This is a genomic window from Streptomyces sp. NBC_01214 (assembly GCF_026340975.1).
GTDB lineage: Bacteria > Actinomycetota > Actinomycetes > Streptomycetales > Streptomycetaceae > Streptomyces.
Window position 1 is genome coordinate 1,766,096 of record NZ_JAPEOS010000003.1, and the last position, 21,247, is coordinate 1,787,342.

Annotated in this window: 20 protein-coding genes and 3 pseudogenes; 5 read left to right on the top strand and 18 right to left on the bottom strand. The window is 69.3% G+C overall.

What is annotated here, in order from left to right; translation table 11 throughout:
• Window positions 1–51: 51 nt before the first annotated feature.
• From OG594_RS44460 to OG594_RS44480, 3 genes and pseudogenes are all read right to left on the bottom strand, one after another.
• Window positions 52–384, bottom strand: coding sequence for an SGNH/GDSL hydrolase family protein (locus OG594_RS44460; protein WP_266608268.1), 333 nt, complete (start codon window positions 382–384; stop codon window positions 52–54).
• Window positions 348–1,517 (bottom strand): annotated as a pseudogene (locus OG594_RS44465) (NPP1 family protein). The gene OG594_RS44460 and the pseudogene OG594_RS44465 overlap by 37 nt, the downstream one beginning before the upstream one ends.
• Before the next feature lie 349 nt (window positions 1,518–1,866).
• The gene (locus tag OG594_RS44480) at window positions 1,867–2,706 is read right to left on the bottom strand and encodes an MBL fold metallo-hydrolase (protein ID WP_266608270.1); all 840 of its coding nucleotides are present in this window, start codon (window positions 2,704–2,706) and stop codon (window positions 1,867–1,869) included.
• 171 nt (window positions 2,707–2,877) lie between these two features.
• Here OG594_RS44480 and OG594_RS44485 point away from each other — a divergent pair, with 171 nt between their 5' ends.
• The gene (locus tag OG594_RS44485; RefSeq protein WP_266608272.1) at window positions 2,878–3,585 is read left to right on the top strand and encodes a TetR/AcrR family transcriptional regulator; all 708 of its coding nucleotides are present in this window, start codon (window positions 2,878–2,880) and stop codon (window positions 3,583–3,585) included.
• A gap of 585 nt (window positions 3,586–4,170) precedes the next feature.
• Here the strand turns inward: OG594_RS44485 and OG594_RS44490 are convergent.
• The 9 genes from OG594_RS44490 to OG594_RS44530 form a co-directional block, all read right to left on the bottom strand.
• Complete coding sequence (locus OG594_RS44490) at window positions 4,171–4,299, bottom strand: hypothetical protein (RefSeq protein WP_266608274.1); 129 nt, start codon at window positions 4,297–4,299, stop codon at window positions 4,171–4,173.
• A gap of 134 nt (window positions 4,300–4,433) precedes the next feature.
• Window positions 4,434–5,273 carry an SAM-dependent methyltransferase gene (locus tag OG594_RS44495; RefSeq protein WP_266608276.1) on the bottom strand — a complete coding sequence of 280 codons (840 nt, stop codon included), beginning with the start codon at window positions 5,271–5,273 and terminating at the stop codon, window positions 4,434–4,436.
• 2 nt (window positions 5,274–5,275) lie between these two features.
• Window positions 5,276–6,025 (bottom strand): ABC transporter permease, encoded by a 750-nt coding sequence (locus OG594_RS44500; protein ID WP_266608277.1) that lies wholly within the window; start codon window positions 6,023–6,025, stop codon window positions 5,276–5,278.
• 1 nt (window position 6,026) lies between these two features.
• Entirely contained in the window at window positions 6,027–7,043 is a 1,017-nt protein-coding gene (locus OG594_RS44505; RefSeq protein ID WP_266608278.1) for an ABC transporter ATP-binding protein, read from the bottom strand.
• Window positions 7,040–7,801 carry a CPBP family glutamic-type intramembrane protease gene (locus OG594_RS44510; RefSeq protein WP_266608279.1) on the bottom strand — a complete coding sequence of 254 codons (762 nt, stop codon included), beginning with the start codon at window positions 7,799–7,801 and terminating at the stop codon, window positions 7,040–7,042. The genes OG594_RS44505 and OG594_RS44510 overlap by 4 nt, the downstream gene beginning before the upstream one ends.
• On the bottom strand, window positions 7,798–8,571 hold the full coding sequence (locus tag OG594_RS44515) for a CPBP family intramembrane glutamic endopeptidase (protein WP_266608280.1): 774 nt from the start codon (window positions 8,569–8,571) through the stop codon (window positions 7,798–7,800). The genes OG594_RS44510 and OG594_RS44515 overlap by 4 nt, the downstream gene beginning before the upstream one ends.
• Complete coding sequence (locus tag OG594_RS44520; protein WP_266608281.1) at window positions 8,546–9,910, bottom strand: YcaO-like family protein; 1,365 nt, start codon at window positions 9,908–9,910, stop codon at window positions 8,546–8,548. Before OG594_RS44520 ends, OG594_RS44515 begins: the two co-directional genes overlap by 26 nt.
• The gene (locus OG594_RS44525) at window positions 9,907–10,995 is read right to left on the bottom strand and encodes a hypothetical protein (RefSeq protein WP_266608282.1); all 1,089 of its coding nucleotides are present in this window, start codon (window positions 10,993–10,995) and stop codon (window positions 9,907–9,909) included. The genes OG594_RS44520 and OG594_RS44525 overlap by 4 nt, the downstream gene beginning before the upstream one ends.
• Before the next feature lie 3 nt (window positions 10,996–10,998).
• On the bottom strand, window positions 10,999–11,949 hold the full coding sequence (locus OG594_RS44530; RefSeq protein ID WP_266608284.1) for a SagB/ThcOx family dehydrogenase: 951 nt from the start codon (window positions 11,947–11,949) through the stop codon (window positions 10,999–11,001).
• Window positions 11,950–12,900: 951 nt separating this feature from the next.
• Here OG594_RS44530 and OG594_RS44535 point away from each other — a divergent pair.
• Window positions 12,901–13,695, top strand: a pseudogene (locus tag OG594_RS44535) (SDR family NAD(P)-dependent oxidoreductase).
• A 36-nt stretch (window positions 13,696–13,731) separates the two neighbouring features.
• Window positions 13,732–14,244, top strand: coding sequence for a helix-turn-helix domain-containing protein (locus OG594_RS44540; protein WP_266608286.1), 513 nt, complete (start codon window positions 13,732–13,734; stop codon window positions 14,242–14,244).
• A gap of 52 nt (window positions 14,245–14,296) precedes the next feature.
• On the opposite strand, the gene OG594_RS44545 is transcribed toward OG594_RS44540, so the two are convergent.
• Entirely contained in the window at window positions 14,297–14,566 is a 270-nt protein-coding gene (locus tag OG594_RS44545) for a hypothetical protein (protein ID WP_266608288.1), read from the bottom strand.
• A gap of 843 nt (window positions 14,567–15,409) precedes the next feature.
• On the opposite strand from OG594_RS44545, the gene OG594_RS44550 reads away from it, so the two are divergent.
• Window positions 15,410–15,628, top strand: coding sequence for a helix-turn-helix domain-containing protein (locus OG594_RS44550; RefSeq protein ID WP_266608880.1), 219 nt, complete (start codon window positions 15,410–15,412; stop codon window positions 15,626–15,628).
• 464 nt (window positions 15,629–16,092) lie between these two features.
• On the opposite strand, the pseudogene OG594_RS44555 reads toward OG594_RS44550, so the two are convergent.
• Window positions 16,093–16,634: pseudogene (locus tag OG594_RS44555) on the bottom strand (helix-turn-helix domain-containing protein).
• A gap of 84 nt (window positions 16,635–16,718) precedes the next feature.
• Here OG594_RS44555 and OG594_RS44560 point away from each other — a divergent pair.
• On the top strand, window positions 16,719–17,576 hold the full coding sequence (locus OG594_RS44560) for a trans-aconitate 2-methyltransferase (protein WP_266608289.1): 858 nt from the start codon (window positions 16,719–16,721) through the stop codon (window positions 17,574–17,576).
• A gap of 334 nt (window positions 17,577–17,910) precedes the next feature.
• Here OG594_RS44560 and OG594_RS44565 read toward each other — a convergent pair whose 3' ends face one another.
• The 4 genes from OG594_RS44565 to OG594_RS44580 all read right to left on the bottom strand — a co-directional run bounded on the left by OG594_RS44565 (window position 17,911) and on the right by OG594_RS44580 (window position 20,830).
• The gene (locus OG594_RS44565; protein WP_266608291.1) at window positions 17,911–18,204 is read right to left on the bottom strand and encodes a hypothetical protein; all 294 of its coding nucleotides are present in this window, start codon (window positions 18,202–18,204) and stop codon (window positions 17,911–17,913) included.
• A 364-nt stretch (window positions 18,205–18,568) separates the two neighbouring features.
• A complete protein-coding gene (locus OG594_RS44570; RefSeq protein WP_266608293.1) occupies window positions 18,569–19,801 on the bottom strand; it encodes a hypothetical protein in 1,233 nt (410 codons plus the stop codon).
• Between the two features lie 49 nt (window positions 19,802–19,850).
• On the bottom strand, window positions 19,851–20,129 hold the full coding sequence (locus tag OG594_RS44575; protein WP_266608295.1) for a hypothetical protein: 279 nt from the start codon (window positions 20,127–20,129) through the stop codon (window positions 19,851–19,853).
• 422 nt (window positions 20,130–20,551) lie between these two features.
• Window positions 20,552–20,830 carry a hypothetical protein gene (locus OG594_RS44580; protein WP_266608296.1) on the bottom strand — a complete coding sequence of 93 codons (279 nt, stop codon included), beginning with the start codon at window positions 20,828–20,830 and terminating at the stop codon, window positions 20,552–20,554.
• Window positions 20,831–21,247 lie beyond the last annotated feature (417 nt).

Below are 21,247 nucleotides of genomic sequence, written 5' to 3' on the forward strand. Positions count from 1 at the left end.
GCCGTCGTAACCGGCGGGGCATCCGTCCGGCTCGCAGGAGTACTCTCCGCGTCAGTCGACCAGTTCGACCGGGGACCGGTCGGTGCTCCACCGCGGGATCGCATCGCTCAGCAGCTGGTTGTAGGTGTCGGTGTTGGCGATCAGATCGTCCCGTCCGCCGATCCGGGTGAGCTGGGGGACGTTGGCCAGCGCGAACTTCAACTCGGGATCGGCGGCGCGGGCCTCGTCGACCAGTGACTTCATGCTCGCCAGGGTGCCGTTCGCATCGCTGACGAACCAGCCCATGTCGTTGAACCCGAGCCCGACCAGCAGCAGGTCCGGCCGGTGGTTCTTCACCTGCTCACGGATCAGGGTCTTGTCCTGGGCCGCCTGCCTTCCCCACACGGCGAAATGGTCGCTGTCGAACTCCTCCGCGCCCCTGGCGTACCCGCCGGACGTCCGTGGCGGTCGCGTGACCGCTTGCTGCTTGCCCTGGAGCGGGGGAGGCTGTGGTGCCGACGCGGGGTCGGGCGGCACGGTTCCCGTGTACGGGCCCACGAAATCCACGGCCACACGCTGGTCCCTGAACCATTGCCACAGCCGATATCGCCAGGTCCAGTCGCCCTCATGCCCTCATGCCCTTGTGTCATCGAATCGCCCACCACCATCACCTTGAGCGGATCGGTGGGCCGCGGTGTGTCCGGTGGCTCAGCGGGCGGGTTGGGGTCGCCCGGTGAGTTCTCGTCGCGGGTGTAGTCGAACGGGAACATCGGGTTCTTGATCTCGCTACAGGTCGTGCCGCCATGCGCGTTGGACTTGCATTCGGGCGTCACGTAGAAGGGGATGGCGGCTTTGAGATCGCTCGGGTAGCTCGAGTCCTTGATGGCGATCGAGGCGTGGTCGAAATCGTGGTCGAAAAGCTTGTCGCGCAGCCCGCGCGGGAAACCGTTGTACGACACCAGGGGCGAGCGTATCCATCGGTGGTAGTGGTTCTCGGGTGGCTCGTCCCCCGATGACGCGAAGCGGAAGTTGTGCGTGGAGGCGCCGTCCTTGTGATAGACGAGCTTGGGGTGGGTACCGTCCCAGAGGACGTCGTCGGCCGCTTTGATCTCGTAGCCGCCGTGCTGCGACGCGGACCCATTTCGCCTGGCCGTTCTGGACCCAGACGGCAATGTGCTCCCAGTCGTGGACGTGGCCGCCGGCATCTGGCCAGTGTTCGACCGCGACGTCCTTCTCGAAGTAGTAGTCGTAGAGGTAGACGCACCAGCCGGAATTGCACCGCTGGCGCGCATAGGCGTTGCTGTTGTCCAGGTCGGACTGGTCACGGCAATCCCCTGGAGCGGACGTGCCGTTGTGGTCGAGGCCCGGGCGATGGTCCCGTTCAGCCCGATCGCCGGCACGTTGTAGCAACCGTCCGTGTCGTAATCCAGGGCGGGCTGCCATTTCGCATCGTTGTCGGTGGCGTTCTGCGGCAGTGCCCGCGGCGGGTCGGGTTCGGCGGCGCTCGCCTCCGAGGGCACGGCCAGCAGGCCGCACACGATCAGGACGATCGTGAGACCGGGCGGCGATCAGACCGCTGGGACGACGGTTGCCGCCTAAGGGAAAGGGCCGTAACCAGGAGGTTCTCAGAACATGGGGAAGGCCGGACATCGAGTGACGTCCTCTCGTGGAAGTGGATCGGGTTCCTGCCCGCGCGGCGCGGCCGAGCGCGCCGTGCAGAATCGGCGGGGTTGCGGGACCAATGGGGTGAACGCGTGCGGTCGCCACTGGATCCCTCCGTGCGATTCCCGCGCGCCCGCTCCGGAGTCCGGGGGCGGGGATGGTGGCGCCGGGTTCATCGGCGCTGGGGCTCAGGGCCCGAGTGGTGATGTTCGCGGGGAGCGGGGTTCAGGCCGGTGCGCTGGCGTCGTAGAAGGCGCGGGCGGCGAGGCCGATCCACTCGGGGCGTTCCCAGGAAGGCCAGCGGGTACGGGCGTTCTCGGCGATGGTGGCGGCCGTCTTGTCGGCGGTGGCGCCGCGCTCGCGCAGCCGCAGGGCCTCGTTGCGGACGTAGACGAGGTAGTCGCGGACATCGTGGATGAGCGAGGCGTCGGTCACCTCGCCGTGACCCGGAACGACGGTCTGCGGGGCGAGTGCGGCAAGCTCGTCGAGCACGCCGATCCAGCCCTCGCCGTCCACATCGGTGTCGTGGGGCGGGAAGTACGGGGCGATCGGGAAGATGCGGGTCTCCAGTAGATCGCCGGCGAACAGCACCCGGCCGTCCACGAGGACGATCTGGTCGGATCGGGTGTGCGCGGGACCGACCTCTCGCAGCAACACGGTACGGCCGCCGAGGTCGATCTCGGCCTCGCCCTCGTAGACCAGATCGGGGTCGACCAGTTCGACCCCTTCGAGTTCGGCAGCGACTGCGGGGCTCAGGCCCTTGAACATGTCGAGGTAGCCGGCTCCCTTGCGCCGCAGTTCGGCGCGCTGACCGCGGTTGTAGAGGATCGTGGCGGCGCCCTTGAACGCCTGCGCGCCGAAGCCGTGCTCAGGATGGAAGTGGGTGAGGGTCAGGTACAGGCGGCGGCCGCCGGCCAGGCGCCGGGCCTGCTCCAGCACCAGTGCACCGTTGCGGGCGCCGATGCCGGTGTCGATGACCAGCGCGGCCTTCTTCCCGAGGACGATGCCGACGTTGGGGACCAACTCGACGCGGTGGTCCGGGATGACGAAAACGCCCTCGGACACTTCGACGGGAGATCCCGCTACGACGGGCGGGGGGCTGTGCAGGAGATCCGGCGCGCGGTCGGAAGCGAGAGGCGCGGGGTCGGTGGCGCACATGACACAACTCCAAATCTGAACAGTGTTGAGATTTGGTCCGAGCGTAACACCCAATCTGAACAGAGCTAAGATGGAGCCATGGCGAAGGAGCGATACCACCACGGTGACCTGCACGGCGCGTTGCTCGACGCGGCGGAGACCCTCGTACGGGAGCGGGGGGCCGACGGCTGGTCGCTGCGTGAGGCATCGGCGCGGGTCGGTGTCAGCCCCAGCGCCGCCTACCACCACTTCGGCTCGCGTGACGCACTCGTGTCCGCCCTGTCCGAGGTCGTGCTGGCCCGGCTGGGGAACCGCCTGCGCGACGCCATGGACGCGACCCTGGAGCAGGGTCCCGAACGCCTCGCCGCGTGCGGGCGCGCCTATGTCACCTGGGCCGTCGAAGACCCGGCCGTCGCCCGGCTCGTCTTCCGCGGCGGTGCCACAACGGCGCAGTCCGCCATCTCACCCCACCCGCACGACGTGCTCACGACCGAACTCGACCGCTTGACCGAAACGGGCCACCTGCCCCCGGGAGCCCGCCCGGGCGCCGAATTCGTGGTCTGGGCCGCCATCCACGGCCTGGCCGTCCTGCTCATCGACGGCCTCGTACACATCGATGACCGGGAAGGCGTCGAACGTCAGACCGAACGTCTGGTCTTCGCCACCTTCAACGGCCTGGTGCGGGAAACAGCCCCTGAGCCCCACCGGCCCACGGCCACCACCACGCACACGCGACGCCTCACCCAGAGCCCGGCCCTCAGCCCCGCACCGCACACGTCCTCACCCTCGTCCTCGTCCTCGTCCTGAAGGACCCGCGGGAGGGCTCTGTTGGTCCGGCGGATCCGGGGGCTCACGCGGGTGGGATGGTGGCGATGCCGCCTTCCTCCTCGGGGCTGATCGGGAACGGGCGCGTCTTGGGCCGCGCCACCAGAGCAGGCGGCCGTAGGTGAGGATGTAACACCTCCTCCAGTACGGCGAACAGCACATCGCTCAGCTTCGGACGGGACGCCGGACCACCGGAACGAACCGCGTCCGGCCCGGCTTCCCGCCTGGCCCGTCGCCACCGCTGGACCGACCGGACGCTGCCTCGTAACTCCCTGGCGATCTCCGTACTGCCCCGCCCATCGGCGAACCCGCTTCCATCCGGACCTGCTCACGGAACGCTTGCCTCTCCGCGGCCAGACCCCCACCCTGCGGCCACCTCATACAACCGGCATACTGCGACGACCACGAACCGTCAGCCCCTACGACAAGACGACTTCAAGGTCAGTAGCCACCACCACGCACAGGCCGCGCATCATGCCGCGGAACCTGCGTGACATGACCCACCCGCAGCCGGACCACACGGCCACCAACAACTGACCGGCCCGCAGGTCTGCCCTCAACAGAAGGTCAGATGGGGCCGGCTGAGCCGTCGTCGCGCTCGAAGACGATGAGGCCGCCAGCCCCTCCCTTCGGGTCGACGGCCTTGCTGCCGGCCAGTGCAGGTGGCGCGTCGTTGGTGGCCTGGTTTTGTGTCACGGTTCGTAGTGGGCTTCTTGGTGTGCCTGCTCGGTTTGGTCAATGGCGCGCTCGATAGCGCTGGTGGTGGTGTTGCAGGAGGCGATCGGGTGCTGGGATCGGACCGGCATGCAGTGGGCCTGACGCAGGGCCAGTCAGCCTTGGGGAACGAGCAGCCTTTGGGGAGTGACCTTCCTCAGTCGCAGGACGCTGTCGGGTAGTTGTCTGCCCGTGCTGGTGGGCCGGGTGGGTGGTCGTGCGGTCGGTAGGAGTTCGAGGTGCTCGCAGTGCCAGCCGGCCGTCTCGAAGGTGGTGAGGTCGGTGAGGCCGTGCATGGTCAGGGTCGTTCCGGCGGCGCGGGCGGCGACGGTGAGGGTACGTGCGGAAGCGGGGGAGAGGACGTCGCAGATCCATGCGCTGCCAGCGCCGGCCGCCACTTCGCCTGCCGCTCCGGCCAGGGCGCGGACTTGGCCCGAGGAGAGGTAGGCGAGCAGCCCCTCGGCCACGAAGAGGGTTTTGCGACCGGAGGTGTGGGGCTGCAGGAGCCTGGTGAGGGCGGCGGGTTCGCGTAGGTCGCAGCGGACTCGTTCCACCGGGACGCGCGCCGTCGCGACGGGCAGCAGGCGGTCCTTGAGGTCGAGGACGGGGGCACAGTCGATCTCGACCACCCGACAGGAGTCGGGCCAGTCCAGGCGGTGGGTGCGGGCGTCGAAGCCGGCGCCGAGGTTGACGCAGACGTCCCAGGGCTCGGCCGACAGTACCTCGGACAGCAGGTGGTCGACCGTGAGGGTGCGGGCGATGACGACGGACGTTCCCGCGGTGTGCCGGGTGATGCGGGCGATGGAGTCCGGGCAGCGGTGGGCGAAGCGCTCGGCGTAGGGGTCGCGCAGTTCGCCGTCCGGGTCGGCCGTCGCGCGGGCGCGGACGAGGGCGGTGAGGTACGCGGTGGCGGGGACCTGTTCGGCTTCGGCGAGCGGAGGGCGGGTGGCCGGCACTGCTATTCCCACCGGAACAGACGTGAGGCCGTCGCCGTGGCCAGGACGACCACGCCGGTGAGGACGCCCAGGTCGAGGGCGACGTCGGCGGCGCCGTTCAGCCAGGCGTGCTGGAGCAGCTCGACTGCGTAGGTAGCGGGTAGCGCGGCTGCGATGGTCTTCATGGCGTCGGGGAAGATTTGCAGGGGGATGGTCGCCCCCGATAGGAAGATCATGGGGAAGTAGACCAGGTTGGCGATGGCCACTGCTGCCCGCTCGGACCGTGCGACCGCGGCCACTACACCCCCGAGTGCGTACATGGCGAGGGCGGAGAGGATCAGAGCTCCGGCCGTTGCGGCGGCCGCCGTGGGGGAAGCCGGTAGGTGGAGGTCGAAGAACAGGTACCCGGCGGCGACCAGGAGCAGGGCGCCGAGCAGACTCAGTGCGAGGTTGACCAGCCCCTGGGCGATCAGAAAGGCGGACGCGTCGACCGGCGTTGCGCGGAAGCGCTTGAGGACCTTGCGGTCCCGGTACTCGGCGAGGCCGAGGGGGAAGCTCATCAGTCCGGTGACGGCTACCACCAGGACCAGGTAGGCGGGGACCGACATGTCGACCGTTCCGCGGCCGTCGAACTGTTCGGACGGTTCGTTGCCGTAGATCCCGCCGAACATGCAGAGCATCAACACGGGGAAGGCGAGGGCGAAGAAGACCGGGGCGAAGTTCCGCCTCGTCCGACGCCACTCGAACCGCACGATCGGCCACAGCGTCATCATCTCAGGCCCTTTCCTTCGCGGCGCCGGCGCCGGCGCCGACCAGTCGCAGATACGCGTCCTCGAACGTCGGGGTACGACGGCTCACGGCCGACGGCGGGAGTCCGGATCGCGCGAGGAGACCGACGATGCGGTCGTAGTCGGCGGGGTAGCTGCCGGTGAACTCCCACTGGTCCGGCGTGTCGGAGAGCCGGGTCAGCCCGAGGTTGCTGAGCCGCTCCTCGATTCCGGCGGGCCGGCTGGTGTCCGTGCCCGGGTTCCCGAGGTCGACCACGAAGGTGGAGGGGCCCGCGTGCGCCTCGGTCAACCGCGCTGGCGCGTCGAGCGCGACCAGTTCCCCGGAGCGCAGCACGCCCACCCGGCCGCAGAGTGCCTCGACCTCGTCCATCGCGTGTGAGGTGAGCAGCACCGCGACGCCGCGGGCGGCGAGGTCGAGGACCGAGCGCCACGTCTCCCGGCGCTGGTGCGGGTCGAGGCCGGTGGTGAGTTCGTCGAGGATGACCAAACGGACGTCGCCGATCTGGGCGAGGGCCAGGGCCAGCCGCTGGCGCATGCCGCCGGAGAGGTCGGCGATCAGGCTGCGGCGGCGCTCGGCGAGGCCGAACGTTTCCAGCAGCGCCGCTGCGGAGCCGGGCGCCCGGTAGATCGCCTCGTAGAGGTCGCACAGCTCACCGACCCGGGCCCGGCTGGGGAACTGGGATTCCTGGAGCTGCATACCGAGCAGCCGGGTGACCGCGTTGCGGTCGCGGCGGGGGTCGTGGCCACAGACCGTGACCGTGCCGCCGCGGACGGGCCGCAAGCCGCCGACCGCCTCGACGATCGAGGTCTTGCCCGCCCCGTTCGGCCCGATGAGCCCGAACACTTCCCCGGGGAGGATCCGGAACGACACGTCGCGGACGGCGACGAACGTGCCGTAGGCGACGGTCAGACGGTCCGCGTGGACGACAGCGCCGTGCCCCGGCCCGGGCGTCGGCCGTGACGCGGCCGTCGCCGGTTCGGCAGATGGCTGGTCGGTGGTCACAGGCTGAGCCTCCCGGGGGCCGTGCGCGCTCCTGGGATCGGGGAGGCGCCGAGGTTGGTGTAGAAGCCGGCGAACGACATGTGCAGTACGAGGGCCGGCAGCACCCCGCCCGTGGCGGCGGTCAGTAAGCCGCCGACCGCGCCGAGGATGAGGCTGGAGGCGCCCAGCACGTACGCCTGGGTGCGGGTGGAGACCAAGGCGATCTGACCGGCTGCGAACAGGCAGGTGCTGAAGGCCAGGGCGAAGGCGGGGCCGCTGCCCAATGCCCCGAGGCCTAGCAGGATCACCCCGCGGAAGAGGACTTCTTCGAACAGGGCCGCGGCCGCCGGGACGATCCACCGGTAGGGCCGGGGCAGTGTGAGGATCGAGGCGATCCACTGGATGCGGGCGATCTCGCCGGGGACGTCCGCCCGAGGGTCGACCCGGTAGAGCAGCGACACGCAAAAGACGGTGGCGCTGGACGTGCCGAGGACCGCCAGGAGCAGGGCGAGCGCCGTCCCGGGCTCGGGAAGGCCGAACACCTGGTGGAACGCGAGCGGCGTGGGCGCGAGCAGCACCGCGAGAGCCAGCGCGCCCAGCACCAGGTACACGACGGTGCCGAACACCGCGAAGGCCGCGTCTGGGTGCAGCCCCGTCCGGCCGGCGAGCCACAGCGCCGTCCGCCGCCGGCGTGCCGGATCGTTGAACGGCAGCCGGTACAGGGCCAGCCAGACAAAGACCACGGCGGTGGTGAGCACGGTGAAGGCGGGCACGCTCATTCGGCCACCTCCCGTCCACCGGCCGGCCGGACGGCTCGCTCCGGTCGGGCGGCTTGCTCCGGTCGGGTGGCGTGCTCCGGTCGGGCGGCTTTCTCCTGTCGAACGGCCAGCACGAAGACCACTGCGTTCTGGGCGAGGTGCGCCACCAGTGGCACCGCCAGGCTGCCCGACGCCACCATGAGCAGCCCGAAGACCGCCCCGGACAGTGCCTTCTGCGCCACCGCGAGCCCGCCGAAGAACAGGTGTCCGACCGCGTACGCCACGGCGGCCACCGCGACCGCGACACCGACCGGCAGGTGGAGGTGTTCGTTCAGGACACCGATCCACAGGCCCCGGTAGAGCAACTCCTCGGCGACCGCGGTGGCCACAATGGCCCCCGCGTACCCGCCGCCCACCGTACCGCCGTCCCGGTGCACCGCGAGCCGTGGCCGGCCCGTCCCGTCCAGCAGCCGGGGCAGCGCGCCGAGCGCGAACTCCGCGCCGACCAGCGCAGCACCGACCACCAAAGCGGCCGACAGCCACAGCGCGCCGGTCCGCCAGCTGGTCAGTGCGTCCGGGACGAAACCGCCGTCGGCCGCGACGGCGAGGGCCACCGCGGTCACCAGCAGGTAGGCGGCCGGGGCGCCCAGCAGCCCGCGGCGGGCGACCCGGCTCCGGTCCGCACCCGCCTTCGCCGCGGGCCCGAACGCGGTTGCTACGCGGATCAGTTCGGCGGGCGCGACGGTGGCCACCAGTACCAGGAGCTCAAGGGAGCGGGTGTGGGACCACATGGGTCACACCCCCGTGCTCTCGCATCCGGGGATGGCCCTTCGGCGGGAACCCGGGCAGACACATGCTCAGCAGCTCCGGCACGACGGCCCGGACGACGCGCCACGGGGTGTCGGCCAGTTCCGGCGGAGTGAAGTCCAGATAGCCCGCGAACTCGCTGACGCCCGCGAGGTCCGCCAGCAACCGACGGATCGCCGCCGTGTCGCCGTCGGCGTAGCACGGCAGCGCACCGAAGCCGATCCGCCCGTCCACGCGGCTCTCCACCGCGGTGAGCTTGCGTTCCGCATCCCCGGGAGCGGCGAACCACAGCACGTTCGTGTCCAGGTCGGTGTACGCCGAACTCGTCTGCGCGAAGTGCACATTGGGCAGGTCGAAGACCGTACTGAACATGCCGATCCCGAGGATCGCGGTCGCCTCCGCCGCGCCGCGCAGCAGCGCCCGCCGCGGGTCCGCATCGGCCTGCAGCCCGAACGCGATGTAGGGCAGCTTCCCGTCCCGGCGCACCAAAGTCACCCCGATGTTCGGCAACGGCAGCTCCGGCCGGGTCAGCAGGCTCGCCCGAACCTCGTACGGTCCGTCCGGGACCAGCCCGGCCGCCGCGAGCAATTCGCGGCCGTCCCCGTCCAGGTCGATCAGCGGCGCCTTGGCCCCGGTGTACCAGTTGAGGATGAAGGCGTCGATTTGCACGGCCTCGACGAGGGCGCCGAGCAGCGCCTTGTCGAGCGACACATGGGCCGCGGTCCCGGTCGAGAACGAAGGGGTGAACAGCTTGTCGGCCGCGCCCGGGTCGCTCCGGAAGCCGAGAAAGACCAGCTGCGCCGGCAGGTACACCTCCTCGCCGGGCCGGGTGAGCGACGGGCAGGCGATCCACGCGATCACGTCGTCCTCGGTCGGCAGCTCCGGCGCGTACCGGTGCATCATCCGGGCGACCTGCCGCTGCTGCTCGGCGTCGAAGACGCCCAGCAGCTGCGGCGGCAGGCACCGGTGCCGGGAGGACAGCGAACGGTAGGAGGCGTACTCGATCCGGTCCGCGAACAACGGCATCGCCATGATCGCCGCGTAGCGCTCCACCGCCTCGCCGGTGAGCCGGGTCACCGCCTCCTCGTGGGTCGAGCCGTAGCCGGCCAGGTGGTACTGCATCTGCATGTGCGGGTCGTCCAGCGCCAGCCGGTGGTACTGCGGCATCGCCGCCGTGGCCGAGCGCAGGTACGGCTCGCCCTCCACCGCGGCGACCGAGACCAGCATGCCGGGCAGGATCCCGCCCTGATTGCCGCCGATCCGTCCGTACCGGGCGAGCGCCTCGCCCATCCCGGGGTGGCCCAGGATCGGGATGCTGCTCATCGGCCCCCTCCGAGCGCCTCGCGCACATGTCGGTCGACGATCACCCGGCTGCTGAAGTTGATCTCCCGTACGACGTCCCGGGCGACGTGCCCGCAAGCCGGACAGGTCCCGATCCGCAGCACGTCCTGCGCCTGGATCTCGTACGTCGGCAGGTAGATGCTCAGCGCCCGGCCCAGGAAGCGTGACGTGCCGAGCGAACGCAGCAGCACCGCCTCGTTCACCAGATGGGCGCAGATCAGCGACTCCACACCGCTCGCCCGCCCTGTGCCGCCGGATGCCGTGGCCCCGACCATGCTGTGGTAGCCGATGTGGTCCTCCAACCGGGCCAGCGAGCGCTGCTCGAAACACTCCAGACAGCCGGTGCGCGGACTGTCCGCACCCACGACGGTCGCGAACGGGCCGTCGACCAGTCCGACCACCACCGGCATCTCCAGGTGACAGGCGAGGCGGTTGAGACCGCGCAGCGCCAGGATCGACGCCTGCCCGAGGTGGACCACCAGCGAGTCGCAGTGCTCCACACCGGCCTTCAGCCGCTTCAGCGCGTCCGCCGCGGCCAGTCCCCCCATCCCGGAGGTCAGGTCGGCGCCGCGCAGCCCGTCCAGGAATTCCGCCGGCAGCAGCTCCAGCGGCAGGCCCAGGGCCTCGGCCTGGCCGGCCACGTACGCGGCGGCGCTCGGCGAGTCCGCCGCGAACGCGACCGTCGCCTCGGCCGATTCGCCGGCACCGTACAGGTCCAGATTGCCGAGCAGCGCCCGGGCCATGTCCCCGCCACGCTCGGACGCGCGGTCGTACACGAGGAACCCAGCCTGCCGCAGCTCGGTGACCGCCAGCTGCAGGTTGGCCCGCTCGACCGGCGTCAGACCCACGGCGTCCGCGAACGTCCCATCGGCCGCCTTTCCCGCAGCCAGCGTCTCGAACATTCCGGTCATGGCCGACAGGACCGCCGGCGATTCCGCCCGCAGGTCGACGTTGACTTCGGAGAAGTTCCAGATTCCCCAGCGAAGCCGGATGACGCCCGGCTCCACCGCGAGGAGCCGGACCGAGGTCGCCAGGACGACTCTCGAATCGGAGGGCGAAAGGGTCATGGTTCAGGCCTCTCCGTGTCCGAGGAGCGTCAGGTGCACCACGTGGCGCGACGTGCCGTCGCAATCGAGTGTCCGTTCCAGTGCCTGCTTGTCGTACCCGCCCTGGTCGCAGCCGATCAAGCCCAGCGAGGTCCTGGCCAGGTGCACGTTCTGCGAGATGCCACCGACTTCGATCAGCGCGAACACCAACCCGCTGTCCCCGTACTTCTGCGAGTTCCCGTACAAGTCGTAGACGTACACCAGAGCCAGGGCCGCCTTGTCGACCTCCACGTCCGCCGTCCCCAGCTGCCGACTCCACTCGGCCGGCCGCGACGTCGGCGGGTACGGGAAGAGGGTGTGGCCGTGCGGCTGGTACGCGTACGCGCCCGCAGCCAAGCCCTTCACGTGCTGGGCGAGCACCGCCAGCCGCACCGGGTATAATCCGCCGCCCGAGGGTGCGTTGCGCAACGCCACAGCAGCATCGCCGTCCTGCGCCGTCGGCACCGGCAGACTCCCCGACACCCCCTGCGCATGCCACAACACCGTGGCCAACTCCTCCAGCGACACCGGCTTCCCCGAGAAACCCCGACCGCTACGCCGGGTGCCGACCGTGTCCGTCAAGCCGCTGCGCAGCCGTCGGCGCGGAGGCAGGTCGATCGCCCCGTCCACCCGCTCCGCGAGGTCGCTGTGCGCGGTGGAGAGGACGGCGTCGTGGCCGTAGAACCTCGACACCCCCAACTGCATCCCGAGATCCCGACCGCTGCGGCGGTGGTTGAGCAACAACTCCTCACCCAGGAAGCCGTGTACGGCCGGACTCCATCGGCCGCGTACCACCGACTCCGGCGCCCGCACCACTGTCGTCGCGCTGTACATCGACACGGAGGTGTGTTGCTGACCGAAGGCCGCCACCGTCGCCATATGACTGTTGTGGTCCAGGTGGTCGGAGACGGCTTCCTGCGAGTCCTTCAGTGACATCTCGGCCTTTCCCTCGACGGGGCGTGCGACGGCTCTGCGCGATGCGGCCCGTGGACCGACGGCGTGTCGGAGGACGGTCCGCGTGGAGGAAGAGTGGACGTCGAGCGGAGCCGGTGACCCCGCTCGACACCAGCAGCTACCAGCTGCAGCACGAGCTGCAGCAGCAGTTCCCGCCACCACAGGTGGTGCTGGCTCCTGGAGCCACCTGGACGAACGCACCGCCGGTAGCGGTGCTGCCGACCTGGCCGGAGAAGCTCAACATTGTTTCCCTCACCTCCAATCGAGGGTGCGAAGGACAAGGCCCGGACCGCTGGCCGCCTGGAGCGTAGCAGCCTCCACGGATCGCGAGAAGAGACCTGGTCATGCCTCAACTAACCTAATTCAAAATGGAGTTGACCCACACCATGTACTGGTGACGGCTTACGCTCAACGCCCTTTGAAACAAGAGGGGAAGCGCTGCGAGAACGACGCGAGAGACCGAGCACCCGGACCCGGCGCCGGAACGTTCCTGCGTCTCTGCGTCCTACCTCAACGACGTGAGGCCGGGCTGGAGCAGCCCTCACGGAGCACGGCGAACAGGACACTGACGCGTTGACGGCCGAAGCAGCCGACTACGGCGGGCACGCAACGCCCCCCCCGCCCCGGGCCCGAGCCGCGAGAGCGGTGATCCGGGGTGGCCACGGCCCTCGGTACCACCCGCTCGAAGACCGCGGTCCTGCTCCTGACCGCGCAGGACGGATGACGGCACGCCCCACAGGGCCCGTCCGCCTCGTTGGTAGGAGTGGGGCGAGCGCTGCCTCGGCCGGGGGTCGATTTCGGGGCCGGGCGGTGTATGCCACGTCGTTGGACGGCCAAGGCGGCGTGGTGGAGGCTCCCTGCGGGAGGGGGCTCTGGGAGACCCAGGCTGATCTGGGCCTGGTTGGCCCGGAGGCTGGTGGCGAGGCTGTGGTCATGACCGACAAGAACAGCGATGTGACCGGCTTCCGCAACCGTGTCGTCCTGATCACCGGCGGAACCAGCGGGATGGGCCTGGTCACCGCGCGTCTGCTCCTTGAAGCCGGCGCCGATATCGTCATCACCGGCCGCGACGATGCCCGCCTCGACCGCGCGGCCGAACAACTGGCCAAGGTCTCCGACCAGGGTGCCCGGCTGTTCACGGTCCGGGCCGACTCCGCCAGCCTTGCCGATCTCGACCGCTTGGCTGCCCTGATCCGTGAACGCCACGGACGTCTGGACGGGGTGTTCGCCAATGCCGGGGTCGGAGTGTTCCAGCGCAGTGGCGAGGTCACCGAGCAGGACTTCGATCTCAGCGTCGACGTCAACTTCAAGGGGGTGTTCTTCACGGTCCAGAAGGTTCTGCCGCTGCTCGACGCGGCGGGCGGCGGTTCCATCGTGATCAACGCCTCGTGGACACTGCACCGGGGCCTGGCCGTCGCACCGGTGTACGCGGCCACCAAGGCCGCAGTCCACAATCTGGCCCGCACGCTGGGCAGCGATCTTGTCGGGCGGGGTATCCGGGTCAACTCGATCAGCCCGGGCTACATCGTCACCGAGATGTTCGATGCCGCCAACCCGGACCTTGCCTCGCACGATGCCATCCGCTCCTAGGTGCCGCTGCGGCGGCTCGGCCAGGCCCGGGACATCGCCGAGACCGTCGCCTTCCTCCTCTCCCCGCGGTCCTCGTACATCACCGGCCAGGACATCGCCGTCGACGGGGGCCTGGTGAATGCGATCCCCGCCTCCTGACGGCAGCCACCCGTCACGACCGGCCACAATCGTCGTATGAGCACAGCGATCAACATGGGCGAATTCCTCCGTACCCGCCGCGCCCTCCTGCACCCTGAAGACGTCGCCCTGCCGGACTTCGGAGGCCGGCGCCGGGTCGCAGGCCTGCGCCGCGAGGAGATCGCACAGCTCGCCGGAGTGAGCGTCGACTACTACACACGGATGGAACAGGGCCGCGTGCCCAACCCCTCGGGCGCGGTACTCGACGCCCTCGCCCGCGCACTTCGGCTGGACGGGGATGCCACACGGCACCTGCACCGCCTCGCCCGATCGCAGTCCTCCGCCCGGAACGTGCCCCGGCGCCAAGCCCAGCCGCAACGCGTGCGCCCCATGCTTCAGAGGCTGCTGGACGATCTGGTGGACATGCCGGCGATGGTGATGGGCCGGCGCATGGACGTACTGGCCTGGAATACGGCAGCGGTCGCCCTCTTCGGCGACTACGCGGCCCTGGACCGGGCGGAGCGCAACATCGCCCGGATCACCCTCGACCTTGTTTCTGTGCGTCGTTGATCTTCTCTTGGCGGCAGCCGCCGCTCCGCGCGCCACGACACCGCGGAGGCGTTCACTCCTGCACCGGCCCGTTGCCCCCCGCCTGGTCCTCGGCGGCGCGACGGCTCTGTTCCAGGGCACGGCGTTCGTCGCGGAAGCGGATCCAGACGTTCACGCAGATGCCGGCGGCGACCATCAGCACGGCGCCCACGCTGCCGTAGTAGATGTTGTGGGTGATCGCCCCGGCGATTGCCAGCACGATGCTGCTGATAAGGCACAGCAGGCTGCTGATGAAGGTGATTTCTTCTGCCTTGCTCCACCGTGCAGACATGGCGTCGGACACTCTCGGCTCCTGTGTTCTCTTGGCAGTGCGCGATTCACTTGTGTCGTCAGGAGGCTTGCGTTTCACTCCTGGCACTCTCTGCTGCACTGCTCACAGAAGTCTCTGTCTGCCCGGCTTCCTGCGGCGGTGAGCCCATAGGTGCAGGCTCGCCGCCACTTCACTACCATGCCGACAGGGGCTGCTCACGTGCGCCGTGCTGCAGTCCGGATGAGGGAGTCCTGGCGGGCCTGCTTTCTCAGGGCCAGTCCGCCGGGACTCCCTCTCGCCTTTCCTAGTTAACGGAGCCTTGAACGGTTGGGAAAGGTGGGTGCGCGACGGCGAACATCGTCAGTTCGACGGCTATTGGATGGGGATGCTGGGCGTCACAGAGGTGCTGATACATTCCCAAGGGACCCCTGACATTTTTTCATGATCAACAATAAGGTGTGCAGGTCAGTGCCCTCTTGTGCTTGATCTGACCGAGGGAATCGCATGAAAGAGGCCGCCTGGCGGGGTGCTCCCACTCCAAACGGTCATGGCGAATTTCATCCGATGGAAACGCCATGTGCGTGATGGGTGGTTCGGATGGGAAACGTGTTGCGTTGTGGCCATTCGGGGGACGTCGGGATTTGGGCATTCTCCATGCCGTGGACGGCGCGTGAGCTCACTCCGGGGGCGTGCGGCGGTCCGCTGTACGCGCCGGTGGCCGTCAGGGCGGAGTGGCGCACGTTCTAATGCACCACGGCGTCGACTGCCATGAGAGGCCGCGTCTCGTGACCTGAGTCAGAGATTCGTTGTTGGTTCAGTGCGAGTCGTCCTGGACCGAAGATTCCGCCGTTGTTGGTGACCGATGCCCAGCGGGCCGTGCTGGAGGGTTGGGTCCGGCGTCGCACGACCGCTCAGGTCCTGGCCCTGCGGTCACGGATCGTTCTGGAGTGCGCTCGCGGTCACTCGATCGCGGAGGTGTCGCGCCGTCTCGGGATCGCTTCCGAGACAGTCCGCACCGGGCGTCGGAGGTTCCTCGAGCGCGGCCTGGAAGGCATGAGCGACGAACCCCGTCCCGGCGTTCCGAGAAAGCCGTGATCCACAGTGATAGATCATGATTGCTGCACCGCAGCCACGGGTGTGGTCGAAGTGTCGACCGGACGAACCCGCTGAGAACCAGACACGAGTCACCGAGGAACTTGGCCTCTTCCCATTCGTGCGGCACCACGTCAACATGCTCGGCCGGTACTCCTTCCAACTACCGGAGCTGCCCGGTGGCCTGCGGCCCCTGCGCGATCTGAGCGCCGTCGACGAGAGGTGATTGAGGGCGAGTAGCTGTCCTCAGCCCTCCCCGGGCCAGGCGGGTCCGTATCGTAGGCGCGAAGGTTGCTCGCATGTTCGGGGGCTGGGTGCGCGTCGCAGATCACGCCACGTGGGGCCGGGGCTTTCCTGCGAAGTACCTCCTGGTTCAGAGGACGAAGATGGCGTGGAATAGCTCTGGGGGAGGTGCCCGGGTGTTGAAGGGTTGTTCGTCGACCCCGCACCGCCGCCACGGGAGATTCTCACCCTCCGTGGATGCCGCCCCGGCGGTCTCCGTTGTGGTCGAGGATGATCAGGATCTCGGCGGGGCCGCGGTCACTGCGCAGGGCGTGGGGGGTCATGGTGGAGAAGGACGCGGCTTGTCCGGCCTCGACGCGTATGACGCGTTCGCCGAGGTAGAGGACCACCGTGCCGGATAGCACGGTGAACCAGTCGCGACCGGGGTGGACGCCCAGGTCGTCGGGGCTGATGTCGCCGGCCTGGTCGGTGATGCGCATCTTGCCCACGGTCGGGCCGTGGGGTCCGTCGTCCTTGCTGAGCAGCCAGGTCGTCAGGCCGCGGCGCTCGTCGCGCTCGGGCCGGATGACGACATCGGAGTCGTCGGGGATTCGACGAGCTCGTCGAGGGACTTGCCCAGCGCTTCGGCGATGGCGGTGAGCTGATCGAGACTGAGGCGCCGGTGACCGGTCTCGATGCGGCTGAGCTGGGAGGGGCTGATGCCCGCCCGCTCCGCAAGGTTGTCCAGTGACCAGCCCCGCGCCTTGCGCAGGGACCTGATCCGCATCCTGACGGTGGCGTCCAACGTCGATTCTTGCTCCACCGGCAAGACCATATGCCACGGCAGCAAGGGCCGTTCTACCGTCGGAGCATGAACACACACCACGACACTGGCGGTCATATCGGGCACGAGCCGGCGGCGGGTTCCGCTGTCGCGTTGGCGAAGCTGCTGGAGCTGGACGGCGAAGTCCTGGCTTCCTACTTCTCGGAACTGACCGGCCGGCTCGCCGAACTCGCCGACCCCTCTCCGGCCCGGATCCTGGACCTGGGCAGCGGTCCCGGCACCGGCAGCTTCGCACTGGCCCGCCGGTTCCCCACGGCGCACGTGACGGCCGTGGACATCTCTGCGCAGATGCTGCACCGCCTGAGCAAGCAGGCTTTTGCGCACGGGGTCGCCGACCGGATCAGCACGGTCGAGGCGAACGTCGACGAGTCCTGGGCCGATATCGGTGAGGGCGGGCCGTACGACCTGATCTGGGCCGCCGCCTTCATGCACCACGTGGCCGACCCCGCCCGCACCTTCGCCCAGGCTTTCGAACAGCTGCACCCGGGCGGGCTCATCGCCGTGACCGAGATGGACTTCTTCCCCCTGTACCTACCCGAGGACACCGGCGTCGGCCGACCCGGTCTGGAGGCCCGCCTGCACGCCGCCACGAACACCGAGCCGCCCCACGAATGGACCGGCCACCTCCGGGACGCCGGGTTCACCCTCGAGGAGCGGCGCCCCTTCGACATCCGCCTCGACGCCACGCAGGCAGGTCCGTCCCTGAACGCCTACGCCCAGGGCTCTCTGGCCAAGCTGTGCTTCCACGCCACGGAAGTCCTCGACGCGGATGACCTGGCCGCCATGGACGTCCTGCTGGACGAAGAGCAGCCGCACAGCGTCGCGCGGCGTGACGACCTGAGCGTGCGCACCACCCGCACTACGTGGATCGCCCGCCGTCCCTGAACCCAATGCCGCCACCGTGCCGACCAAGCCCCGCAGGGCGCCTCTGACAAGCCCGCGCGCCCCTCGGGCGGATGGCCGCGCGACGGCCGTCCTGCACGGCCGCCTCCGGCTGGTCTGGCGGTCCCTGACCGGCTGGAGACGTTCACCGCACACCTGGAGCGCGGCCACGCCACACCGGCGGCACTGCAGGACCTCACGGACGCCTGGGTCCGCTACGCCTCCCGCTGACCGCTCCCAGCGAGACCCGCTCGCCTGTGGCGCAGGAGTCCGTGTGGGTGATGTCCGCGGCACATGGCGAACCGTCTCGCCCACCGATCTGGCGGGCGAACGGCCGTCAGGCCTTGCTGGTGGCTCCCGACGCGAACCATTGGACGAGGGTCGCAGCGAGGTGCACGGTCATCCTGGCGGCTTCGGGCGTCTCGTCGCGCGTCCGGTCGCGGGCCCCGTGCCGGCTGGTCTGCCCCTCCCACAGCAACGTCGTCATCTTCAGGGCCGTTTCAAAGCCTTCGCCACCGTTCGGGCCGGTGATCGCGCTGCGGAGCTCGTTCTGGAGCTGCGGGAGCTCGCCCTCCATCGTGCCCAGGGTCGCCCTGCGGTTGTTCGGCTGGAGGGGTGTCGTGCTGGGCACATTCCACGGCCTTGATCGCCTCGCGCCTCTCTGTACGCCTTCACCGGATCTGGGTGAAGCGCGTAGGCAAGATCTATCGCCTGACGGAGGTGCCGACTGACGGAACCACGCTCCGGCCGGTCCGCTGCCTTCAGCGCTTCCTCGACTGCGGCCCCGAAGATGAAGGGCGCCATCGTCACAGGCGCAAGGGGCTTGCCGCAAGGCGATCGATAGTTGGGACAGCCCGAACGGATCTGCACGGCGCCACCCTGGTCAACTTCGCCCTGATCGTGGTCGCCAAACAGCTCGCATCCTGCATCCGCGACCTGGGCGAGATCACCTTCTACCGGCCGGGGCAAGGACGAAGCAGCGGATCAGCTCATCCTTACCGACCGATGGAACGACTGCAGAGCCTCCAACTCCTCATCGGAGAACCCCCTCGCGGCCGTCGCCGGGTTCTTCCGTCACCCAGTCCCCTCGGTGCGTCGCGGGGCCGGCGTCCGGCGGTCACGGATCCGACTGGTGGCCAGGGCCGCGGCCCGTAGGGCAGCCGCGAGGCGTACGAGCGGTTCGGCATCGGTTGACCCCTCACATAGAAGCCCACACCTGTGCCGGACCTGGTCGAGCAGTCCTGCCCCCGTCTGATCGCATCGCCGGGTAGGGCCGCCGGACGGTTAGGCGGCCGGTACGTCCGGCGCGGTGTCCTGCGGTGGAGCCCGGCCCAGGCGGCACGCAGGACGGCGATCTCGCGGTCGACGTCGTATTCCTGGTCGTCCACATGCTTGAGCAGCTTGCGCCCGCCGACTGTCAGGTAGGCGTATACGACCACCCGGGGTACGAAGCTGCCGTCGGACCCCCGCACCGGTTCGGCCCTGATGTCCTGGACGTCTTCCCAGGCCACCCGCCGTGTGTGGGTGATTCCTCGGACACGTATGCCGGCGCTGTCGATCAGGGTGGCGGTACGCGGGACGCGGACGAAGCAGACGATCACGGTCGGCACCACGAGCACGCTCGTGCCGAGCTGAAGCCAGAAAGGCGGGATGTCCTCGCTCCACACCATGAACAGCAGCAGGGCCGCCTTGGCGACCAGGACGGCCAGGAGCCCGTTCCTTCTGCCCCTGCTCATCCGGTATTCACGCGGCAGGCCTCCGCTGCCCGGGGCCACCGAGCTCTCCCGGGCCGCCGGTCGGGCAGGCGGGCTCGGAAGGACCGGCGGCTCGGTGAACAGGCCGTAGCCCTCCCCGTTGCTGCGGAGCGCCGCGATGGCGGAAGCCACCATCGTGGCGAGGAGGACCAGTGCGAGCGGCCCCCAGATCGCCCAGATCGCCCAGATCGCCCACATGGGCCAGTTGTTGTTCAACTGCGCCCACACCGACAGAATGGCGGTCACTCCCAGGGCGACGCCGTGCCAGCGCACCATGGCTGCTGCGCGCTGGTGCCGCCGGTCGTGGCGCTTGACGATGGCCCACAGCGAGCCGACGAGGGCGGTCAGACCGAACGAGATGAAAGCGAGAGCGCCACCCAGCCGGTCCGCCGGCCACCCCACCGGGCCGAACGTCGTCTGCTGCCGCAGCCCGCCGGCATCCCGCACCTCGACGATGCCCCCGTGCCAGACCACGCCGACAACCGGGTCACTCGGCCGCATCCGCGACAACACCGGACCGGTGCTACGGAACGCCACACTCCAAGGCTTGCCGCTCGGGAGCAGCAACGTCGCCGCCGGCTCCTTCCCATCGTCGCCCTCGTTGGCGGCGCTCTCGCACCGTGAACGCCTGCTCCCACACACATGCCGACGCCGTCACCGGCACGGAGGCGCAGACCGGGGAAGCCCGGTACTCCCGCTCCCGCTCCAGCGCCCCGCTCACCTCCATGGCCGACATCACCCCCGCGAACAGCCCTACGAGCGCGATCGCCAGCCAGGCCGCGACCTGTCCCGCTTTCTCCATAGTCCCCCGCCTCCCCCTCATTTCCCCGCGGTCCGCTGGCCCGCCCGCACATTGGAGTACGGGGGATGATCAAGGAACACAGAAGGTCCGGTGCCCCATTACAACTGTTACGGAACAGTCGAGTTGCATTGGCAGAGGAGCGGCGGCTCCCTGCTAGGGGTTCCAGACACCTGCAAGCCCCCAGACCCCGATCGGCCAGCGACTACATACGCCATCCGCTCACCGCATCGTCGGGGCCGGACGGGCGGGTGCGCGGCCCTGGGCCCTCCAGCGGCATGGGGCGGGGCGACGACGTCCAAGCCGGGGAAGAGGACGTCTTTGAGCCTCTCCGCCTTCATGGCGACGTGATCCCCTGGCGGAACGATTCCGCAATCTCCGCTCCTCAGCACGTGCTGCAGGTGCGGCAGGCTGCAACCGGGCGGTCAAGGGCCCTGGTAGAAGGGGATGGGTATGTCATGCGCCTTCAGAGCTTCCGTGTAGCGGGCCAGCAGCTCGTCGAGGTTGGAGAGGAGGAGGGCCGCCGCCTCGCGGGCTTCAACTACATCGCCCTGGCCGCAGAGCTCTACGATTTCGGCGACGTCCGTGCGGATGATCGACAGGGAGTCTCCCTGGATCAGCACACCCGGAAAGTTTCGCTGGGGCAGGCGGACTACCGCGTCGTTCCCCGGATCCGTCAACAACTCAACCTCGATACGTTCCATCCGATCACCCAACCTCAGCCCCGCCCCCTTCTCCAGGTGTAGCCATCACGGAAGAGCGGTCGGAACCTCATGAATGGGTCCCTCTGGTCAACTTCACGCTCAGACCATCCGGCTCGCCGTTCGGCGCCAGACTCAGCCGTGCGGATTCGTTGATGTGGAAGATCTGTCTGGAACGGATCGGCATGGAGTTTGGCTGGGGGCGCGCCCCCAGCCAAACTCACCGGGCGGCCGTGAGGCTGCTGCCGACCCCGTGGGTATGCCGCCGGCCCTCTCGTACGCGCTGCGAAGGAGAGCCAGCAGCCGCCGGCAGGGGTCGACAGCCAGGGCATAGGGCACCGAGCGCGTGATGCGACTCGCCCCGGGGACGCCTTCGAAAAGGCATGAACTGCCCGGAACGGCGACCCTGTGCGGCGATGG